The organism is Acidimicrobiales bacterium (genome assembly GCA_035540975.1).
GTDB lineage: Bacteria > Actinomycetota > Acidimicrobiia > Acidimicrobiales.
Window position 1 is genome coordinate 1 of the sequence record DATLFN010000151.1, and the last position, 7,471, is coordinate 7,471.

Here is a 7,471-nt window from a genome sequence, read left to right on the forward strand (position 1 = left end):
GCCCGGAGTCTTGACCTGCGCCGTTTCCGACGGGGAAGTCACCCTCGAGGCGCAGGTCAAGACTCCGGGCAGGCGCGTGAGCCGCTCCGGCAGACCTTCTGCGCCCATGCTCTGCAATGGTACTTGTCCCGCGCGCCGCGCGCTCGGACGGATACGTTCAGTGTCCACCACCCACGAATCTAGCAAACTCGTCGAACAAGGCCTGTTGGACAGGCTCCTCGCCGGCGCGACGCAGGCACGCCACGTAACCCTCGGGCACCGCGTACCCGCCCCGGGACCAGTCGACGACGCGCCCGGCCGCCAGGTGGTAGGCGGCGACGGCGACGAGAGGGGTGGGGGCGCCCACGGCCCGGTCAGGCTACCGAGCGGCCCAACCGGGCCGCCGCGGGGCGAGCCGCTCAGACCGAGCGGCGGTTCCGCGAGCCTCAGCCCGGCTTGTAGACCGGCCGCCCGTCGCCCTCCACGCTCACGGGCGGCGACTCCCGCCCGGTGGCCGCCCCGAGGTCGGCGGCCCAGCGGTTCATCCGGTCGCGGTCCCAGCCCTCGCTCGTGGCGACGACGCGGCCGTCCTGCACCAGGACAAGGGTCGGGACGGAGCGCACCTCGTAGGCGTTCGACACCTGGAACCGGCCCCGCTCGTCGTCCAGGACGGGGCCGGCGAAGCCGTGCTCGGCCAGCCACGCCGTCGTGGTGCCCAGGTCGGTCTGGGTGACGCCCACGACGGGCACGGCGTCGCCGTACCGGCGCTCGAGCTCGCCGATCACCGGGAAGGCGAGGCGGCAGGTGGGGCAGCTGGTCTTGAAGAAGGCGAGGAGGGCGGGCCCGCCCGCCGTCAACTCGGCCAGCGAACGCGGCGTGCCCTCGGCGTCGAGCAGCTTGAACGCGGGCGCGGCCGCGCCCGGTGCGAGGGGCACGGCGACCTCAGCCCAGGAGGCCTTCGATGGCCCCCGCCATCTCGACGTCGGCCTGGGTGACACCGCCGGCCGTGTGCGTCCACAGCGTCAGCTCGACGATGTTCCACCGGATGGTGATGTCGGGATGGTGGTTGGCCGCCTCCGCCATCTGGGCGACCGTGTTGACGAACTCCATGGCGTGGCCGAAGTCCTGGCGCTCCACGATGCGGACCAGGCGGTCGCCCTTCCGCTCCCAGCCCAGGCCGGACGCCGCAGCGTCGACGGCATCGTCGGACAGCCGTTCCACGTCCGCGATGCTAACGGCGATGCCGGCGCCGTGCCGGATCACCGGACCGAGAACCCGCGGACGCCCTCCACCCGCTCCTCGGCGACCTGCACGCCGGTCACGACGGCCCCGGACGGACCGTGGCGGCACCACGACACCAGGCGCTCGACCGCCTCGGGCCCACCCTCGGCCACGACCTCCACCCGCCCGTCGCCCAGGTTGCGTACCCACCCGGCCACGCCGGCGGCGACCGCCTCCCGGCGGCACGTGTCGCGGAAGAAGACGCCCTGGACGCGGCCGTCGACCACCACCCGGCGGCGGATCACGTTCGCGTCCACCGGCCCATTCTCGCCGCCGTGCGCCCGGCGGTCGGCACCCGGGCGTCGCCCTGCCGGTGCGGCCCGCCCGGGAGACCGGTGTCAAACGGGTCGGGCCTGCCGCGGCCGAACGGCTCGCCCGGCCCGGCCTGCGATTTCTGTGCCGCCCCGTCGCCGTCCGGCAGGAGGAGCCGGGTCCGGCACCGGTCTCCTAGCCTCGACCCGTGAGGGAATGGACGGTGCCGTGGCCCCCGGGCGCCGCCACCGGGCTCGGCCCCCTCCCCGGCACCGATGCCGTCGAGGCGGCCCGGATCGTCTTCGGCGAGCTGGGCGACCTCCCCCACCTTCCACAGCTGCCCGGACGCGGCGCCGGCGCCGACCCCGTGGGGCGCACGGTCGCCATGCTCGTCGGTCTCCACGCCGACGTGCTCGCCGGGCGCTGGCGGATCGTGCCCCGCTCCAGCCGCGACGAGCGGCGGGCACGGGAGACGCTGGAGCGCGACCTCGACGTCCTCGAGGACGTGGGCGGCGCCCACCCGGGGCCGGTCAAGATCCAGGCGGTGGGCCCGTGGAGCCTGGCGGCGGCCGTCGAGCTGCCCCGCGGGGAGAAGTTCCTGGCCGACCGGGGGGCGACCCGGGACCTCATCGAGTCGCTGGTCGAGGGACTGGGGCAGCACGCCGCCGACGTGCGGAGCCGGCTGTCCCGGGCGTCCCGGGTGCTCGTGCAGCTCGACGAGCCCCTGCTGGTCGACGTCCTCCGCGGCTCCGTCGCCTCGGCCAGCGGCTGGGACCGCCTGCCCGCCCCGGAGGCGGGCCCGGCCGAGCAGGTGCTGGCCGCCGCGCTGGCGGCCTGCGGCGGCGACGGCGGCGTGTGGTGCGACGTCGACGGCGCACCGGTCGCCATGCTCCGTCGGGCCGGCGCCCGCTTCCTGGCGATCGGTGACGAGCGGTTGGAGACGGTCGTCGAGGAGGAGCTCGGCGAGGCCGTCGAGGCGGGCACCGGGTTCCTCGTCGGGATGGTCTCGCCGGGCTCGGTCGGTGCGCCCCCGGCCGACGGGGCGGCCGTGGTGCGCCGGGTCTGGAGTCGCCTGGGGCTCGGCGAGAGCCACTGGGCCAACGTGGTGGTCACGCCCTCGGCCGACCTGTCGGACGTGGCGCCCGCCCGGGTCGTCGACGTGCTGCGCCGGTGCCGCCGGACGGCGCGTTCGCTCCGGCCCGAAGCCGACGACGACGGTCCTCCCGACGAGGGCGGGGAACGGGACCGGTGACGCCGGCCCCTTGCCCAGGCCCGTTCGTCCTGCGGGCGGCGTGGCATTCCAGGCCGCCAGCACGACCGTCGGGCGGCGCGCTGCATCGCATCGCCGAGACCACCCTCGAGCGCCGTACCGGCCGTCGACGTGGCAGGCCTGCCCGGCCCGGGCGATCGTTCCCGTTTGTCGTAATTTTCGGACGTTGCCGCATCAACCGCTGTTGACTTCTCGTCGATTTCGGCCTACGTATTGAGAACAGCGGTGAACGTGGCGTAGCAGGTGCGCAAGGAGGGACCCGGCGCACGAGAGGGGGCGAAGCGGAGGTCGCCCGATGCGCGCGCGAGCAGCCACGGTGGCCGAGGCGACCCGGCCGATGCACCGCCACGGCGGCTGTCCAGAACGCGGCACCGACGAAAGGGAGCACCCATGACGACAACCGACGAGCAACTCTTCGGCCAGACGTACGAGCAGATCCTCTCCAGCGTGCTGGGAGGCGGCAACCAGGACTTCCAGCTCATCTACCCCTACCTCGACTGGTGGTGGCCGACGGCCCCGAACGGCCAGATCGCGGCCCCGGCACTGAGCCTGATGAACTCGGTCCCGCAGTGGTCGGCCGTGGGTGAGTACGACCCCTCGGGCGCCACGCTGCTGAACTCGTACCAGCAGGTGCTCCAGCACGTGAACCCGACCATCCCGCCCGACATCCAGCAGGCCGTCACCAACGCCCACAACCTGCTGGTAGCCGCCCAGAACCAGTTCCAGAACGACACGATCGCCCGGAACCAGGCGTGGGCGCAGGCCAACGCGAACCTGCCCGCCGGCGTTCCCGCTCCGGTGTGGACGGACTGGGTCGCCCAGAGCGGGTGGGCGGGGACGCTCCAGAAGGACTCCGAAGCCGTGGCCATCGCCCAGCGCACGTACGCCCAGGCATTCGGCCAGCAGAGCCCGACGCTGACCCAGGCCCTGGCGGCGGCCACCCCGCCGGCATCGGTCACCACGATCACGCCCGGGTGGACCGCCGTGAACCAGGGTGACGGGACGCTCGTGTCGGCACCGGCCTTCTCGATGAGCACCTCCAGCGGCCAGGACTGGGTCAACCTCCTTTCCCAGGGCGGCGGCAACCACGTCACGATCAAGCTCGGGCAGAGCCAGGGCAGCTACGACTTCACCAAGTCGTGGGCCGGCGCCAACGCCAGCTTCGACCGGTTCTTCTGGGGCATCGAAGCCGGCGGGTCCTGGGACAACTGGAGCCTCAACGAGGCCGACCAGTCGGTCGCGGCGACGATCGAGCTCACGACCACCCTCGTCACCGTGCAGCCGGGGGCCTGGTACAACGGCGGGTACATGAAGACCCTGCGGGGCCAGGGCAACTTCTACAACCCGTGGACGCCGACGGGCGGGACGTCGCCGGTCTTCGGGAAGGACGGGCTGCTGCCGCTCCAGGTCGTCGGCCTCGTCGCCGGCTACCAGCCGTCGTACGAGATCACCATGGACGCCAGCACGTACAACGAGCAGTACACGAAGTACGAGGCGTCCGCCGGGATCCGCATCGGTCCGTTCCGCTTCGGCGGCAGCGGTGGGCACGAGTCGGACACCATCGAGAAGTCGGGCTCGTCGACCAGCTTCAAGGGCCGGTCGACGGCGACCTACCCCTTCTTGATGGGCCTCATCACCGCCCAGCCCGGCCTGTCCTAGCAACCCCGCCGACCGACGACCGGTCGGCCCGAGCAATCGGCTCCCGCCGCCGCCACCGGACGGCACCGTCCGGTGGACGGCGACGGAGGAGCCCGGCAGTCCCGCGCATCCCACGAGGAGCCCCGTCACCTCGGGGCTCACAAGGAGGCCACCATGGGTGGACACGGCAAGACCTGGCTGGTTGCGAACGCCGACGACGGCAACACGTACTGGGCCTATGTCGCCAAGTACAGCGACGGCTACGAGACCGCCTTCAAAGCCAAGGTGAAGATCATCTCCGGGTACCCGTGCCGGTCGGTCCGGCGCGAGCCGAGCGAGCCCACCCGGGGCATCGAGATCGAGCTGTAGGCCGCCCTGATCTCGTCGTCGCTCCTGGCTGTCGCTTCGGGCCTCGGGGCCGAGGTCCCCGCGCTCGCGCGGGCGAGGCCGCGCACGACCCTGGCCGCCAAAGTCGGCACCGTCGACGCGTCGGTGCCGGCGAGCATGCAGCTGCTCGTGCCGTCGAGCCCGTGGAACTGGCCCACGGACTCGAACGGCACGAGCTCGGCTGCGCTCTACGACTTCTGCTCGTGGATGCCCGAGTCGGCCTCACCGTCGGAGGCCTACGCCCCGTCGACTTCGAGGTTCAGCGACGGCTACGGCCTCTTCCTACGGTGTCTCCAGTCCGACCCCATGACCAACGACGCGCTCACGGCCTTCGCCGACCCGCGCTTTTGCACGACCGTCCTGTACGGGGAGTCGGCGCAACCGCAGCTGCCGGCGTGGAACGTCTCGATGTTCCCCCAGGCCTGGATCGCGGCGGTGAGCGGCGGTCCGTCGACCGCCGGCACCATCCATGTGCCCCTCCCCAGCGAGGGTGAGCAAGCGGGGGCGCCGCCCGGGTCCACGTGCTTCGCCGCCGTCTCGTCCGGCGGTACCGACACTCCCGTGCCCCTCCAAGCCGGGGCCGGTCAGTACCTGGACATCCGTGCCGACGCCTGGGGGCTGATCTCGGTGAGGCCGGCCGGGTGGTACAACGGCGCACTGGCCCGCGTGAAACGCGACGGGCCCTATGCGACCGGCGACGCCGACACGTTCTTCGGGGGCGACGGCGCGCTCCGGAACCTGCTGACGGGGATGTACGTCGCCCTCCACCCGACCGTCGAGGCATCGGTGACACCGGCGTTCGCCACCGCGCTCCACCAGCGCGTGGCGTCCGGCGCGTCCGTGCGCATCGGTGGACTGGTCTTCGAGTCGCTCGACGTCACCGGCGGTTGCGCCGGTCCTGCCGGTCCCGATGGTCCGCCGCCCGGACCGCTCGTCAGCGTGGTGGCGTCGTCGGCGTCGTCGGCGTCGTCGGACGCGGTGATCGTCGGCGTCACGGTCGCGTCGCTGGCGGGGGCGTCGTGAGGCGCGACGATCCGGTCCGGCCGCATCAGGCGATGCGGCGGGCCCTCGGGCCGTCGGGCGGGCCACAGCGGTCGGGGTGGAGGACGGTGGCGAGCATCTCGCACCCGTCCACCAGCCGCGGCCCGGGGCGCACGACGTAGGCGTCGGCGTCGACTGCCCACACCTCCGCCCCGGCCGGTAGGTGCCCGGCCCGGGCGACCTCGTCGGCCAGCGCGACGGCACCGTCCAGCCGGTACCCGCACGGGGAAACGACGACGACGTCGGCGCCGCAGCCGCCGACCCGGCCCCAGGTGACGGCCTCCGAGCGTTCGCCGCCCCGGCCGAGCACCTCGACGCCGCCGGCGGCCGCGACCATGTCGGGCACCCAGTGGCCGGCCGAGAACGGCGGGTCGGTCCACTCCAGGACGAGCGTGCGGCGCGCCGCCACGCCGTCCAGCCGCGCCGCCAGCCGGTCGAGGCGGGCTCGCAGCGACGCCATGAGGTCGCTTGCCGCGGCGTCTCGGCCGGTGGCCCGGCCCACCACGCCGATCGAGGTGACGACGTCGTCCAGCCGCACGGGGTCGAGGGTGACCACCGCCGACCGGCAGCCGAGGTGGGCCAGCGCGTCCTCCACCTCGGAGACGTCCACCGCGCAGACCGCGCACAGGTCCTGGGTGACGATGAGGTCGGGCTCGACGTCGGCGAAGGCGCCGCGATCGAGGTGGTACAGGTCGTCGCCCCGGGCCAGGCGCTGGCGCACCACGGCGTCGATCTCGGCCGGCGCCAGCCCGTCGGGGAGGGCGGACGTCGACACGATCCGCCGGGAACGGGCCTCGGCCGGATGGTCGCACTCGAACGTCACGCCCACGACCTCGTCGCCCAGGCCCAGGGCGAAGAGGATCTCGGTGGCCGACGGGAGCAGCGAGACGATCCGCACGGCGGCGCAGGCTAGGTCTTCTCTGTCGAACCCGGCTCCTCCTGCCGGACGGTGACGGGGCGGCCGAGAAAGCGCCGGTCAGGCCACCCGAGCCGTTCGGCCGCGTCAGCGGCCGACCCGTTTGACACCAGTCTCTTAGGGCGCCGGCCTCGGCGTGCCCGGCCCCGGGGTGTCCGCGCCGACGTCGCGGAGGGCCGTCGTGAGCGCCGACCGGAGTTGACGGGCCGACGCCACCGAGAGGTGCGCCACCAGCCCCGAGCCGGGGCTGCCGACCTCCTCGACGGTCAGCTCGACCCGCAGGTCGCCGCACTCGTCGCAGTCGTCGAGCACGGCGACCGCCCACGCCACCTGGGCGCGCTCGAGGTCGTCGGCGGGGTGGTCGTCGCGGCCGTAGTCGGCGAGCTTCTTCACGTTCCCACTAGACCACGCCCCGGCGCGAGTACGCTGGCCCGGTACGGCGCACACGGCGCTGTCGAGGTCGTAGTGCGCCACGCCGGGACTCCGGCGTGAGGTCTCCGCTCCAGGGAGCAGGTGCCGCAGCAACGCCGGCCATGCCCCGAGAGGATTCCCGACCATGTCAACGTCCCGAGCCGCCGGTGACCGCAACCGGCGCCGCCCCACGCGCCGGCCCACCGCGGCGGCCGCGCCGCAGATCGTCGCCGCACCCCCCGTCCGCCCGACCGTGACCGAGGCGGGCGGACGGGGGGTGCGGCGACGATCTGCGG

10 protein-coding genes are annotated in these 7,471 nt (G+C 73.6%); 4 read left to right on the forward strand and 6 right to left on the reverse strand.

Going from position 1 to position 7,471, the window contains the following annotated elements; genetic code table 11:
- Positions 1-157: 157 nt before the first annotated feature.
- The 4 genes from VM242_15060 to VM242_15075 all read right to left on the reverse strand — a co-directional run bounded on the left by VM242_15060 (position 158) and on the right by VM242_15075 (position 1,517).
- Positions 158-346, reverse strand: coding sequence for a hypothetical protein (locus VM242_15060; GenBank protein HVM06483.1), 189 nt, complete (start codon positions 344-346; stop codon positions 158-160).
- Positions 347-425: 79 nt separating this feature from the next.
- Positions 426-914, reverse strand: coding sequence for a TlpA disulfide reductase family protein (locus tag VM242_15065; protein ID HVM06484.1), 489 nt, complete (start codon positions 912-914; stop codon positions 426-428).
- Positions 915-921: 7 nt separating this feature from the next.
- Positions 922-1,200: a 4a-hydroxytetrahydrobiopterin dehydratase gene (locus VM242_15070; GenBank protein HVM06485.1), complete on the reverse strand. Its 279-nt coding sequence runs from the start codon at positions 1,198-1,200 to the stop codon at positions 922-924.
- Positions 1,201-1,238: 38 nt separating this feature from the next.
- Positions 1,239-1,517 (reverse strand): acylphosphatase, encoded by a 279-nt coding sequence (locus VM242_15075; protein ID HVM06486.1) that lies wholly within the window; start codon positions 1,515-1,517, stop codon positions 1,239-1,241.
- Between the two features lie 203 nt (positions 1,518-1,720).
- On the opposite strand from VM242_15075, the gene VM242_15080 reads away from it, so the two are divergent.
- The 4 genes from VM242_15080 to VM242_15095 all read left to right on the forward strand — a co-directional run bounded on the left by VM242_15080 (position 1,721) and on the right by VM242_15095 (position 5,830).
- Complete coding sequence (locus VM242_15080; protein HVM06487.1) at positions 1,721-2,764, forward strand: hypothetical protein; 1,044 nt, start codon at positions 1,721-1,723, stop codon at positions 2,762-2,764.
- 408 nt (positions 2,765-3,172) lie between these two features.
- Positions 3,173-4,441, forward strand: a complete 1,269-nt coding sequence (locus VM242_15085; protein HVM06488.1) for a hypothetical protein — start codon at positions 3,173-3,175, stop codon at positions 4,439-4,441.
- 153 nt (positions 4,442-4,594) lie between these two features.
- Positions 4,595-4,789, forward strand: a complete 195-nt coding sequence (locus VM242_15090; protein ID HVM06489.1) for a hypothetical protein — start codon at positions 4,595-4,597, stop codon at positions 4,787-4,789.
- Positions 4,790-5,113: 324 nt separating this feature from the next.
- Entirely contained in the window at positions 5,114-5,830 is a 717-nt protein-coding gene (locus VM242_15095) for a hypothetical protein (protein HVM06490.1), read from the forward strand.
- Between the two features lie 25 nt (positions 5,831-5,855).
- Here the strand turns inward: VM242_15095 and VM242_15100 are convergent, their stop codons facing one another.
- Together VM242_15100 and VM242_15105 are read right to left on the reverse strand one after the other, a co-directional pair.
- A complete protein-coding gene (locus VM242_15100; GenBank protein ID HVM06491.1) occupies positions 5,856-6,746 on the reverse strand; it encodes an ABC transporter substrate-binding protein in 891 nt (296 codons plus the stop codon).
- A gap of 135 nt (positions 6,747-6,881) precedes the next feature.
- Entirely contained in the window at positions 6,882-7,157 is a 276-nt protein-coding gene (locus VM242_15105) for a hypothetical protein (protein HVM06492.1), read from the reverse strand.
- Positions 7,158-7,471: the final 314 nt, after the last annotated feature.

Excerpts from the sequence above, each read along its gene's own strand:
- VM242_15085 (HVM06488.1), top strand. The coding sequence starts at position 3,173 with ATGACGACAACCGACGAGCAACTCTTCGGCCAGACGTACGAGCAGATC.
- VM242_15090 (HVM06489.1), top strand. The coding sequence starts at position 4,595 with ATGGGTGGACACGGCAAGACCTGGCTGGTTGCGAACGCCGACGACGGC.
- VM242_15095 (HVM06490.1), top strand. The coding sequence starts at position 5,114 with ATGACCAACGACGCGCTCACGGCCTTCGCCGACCCGCGCTTTTGCACG.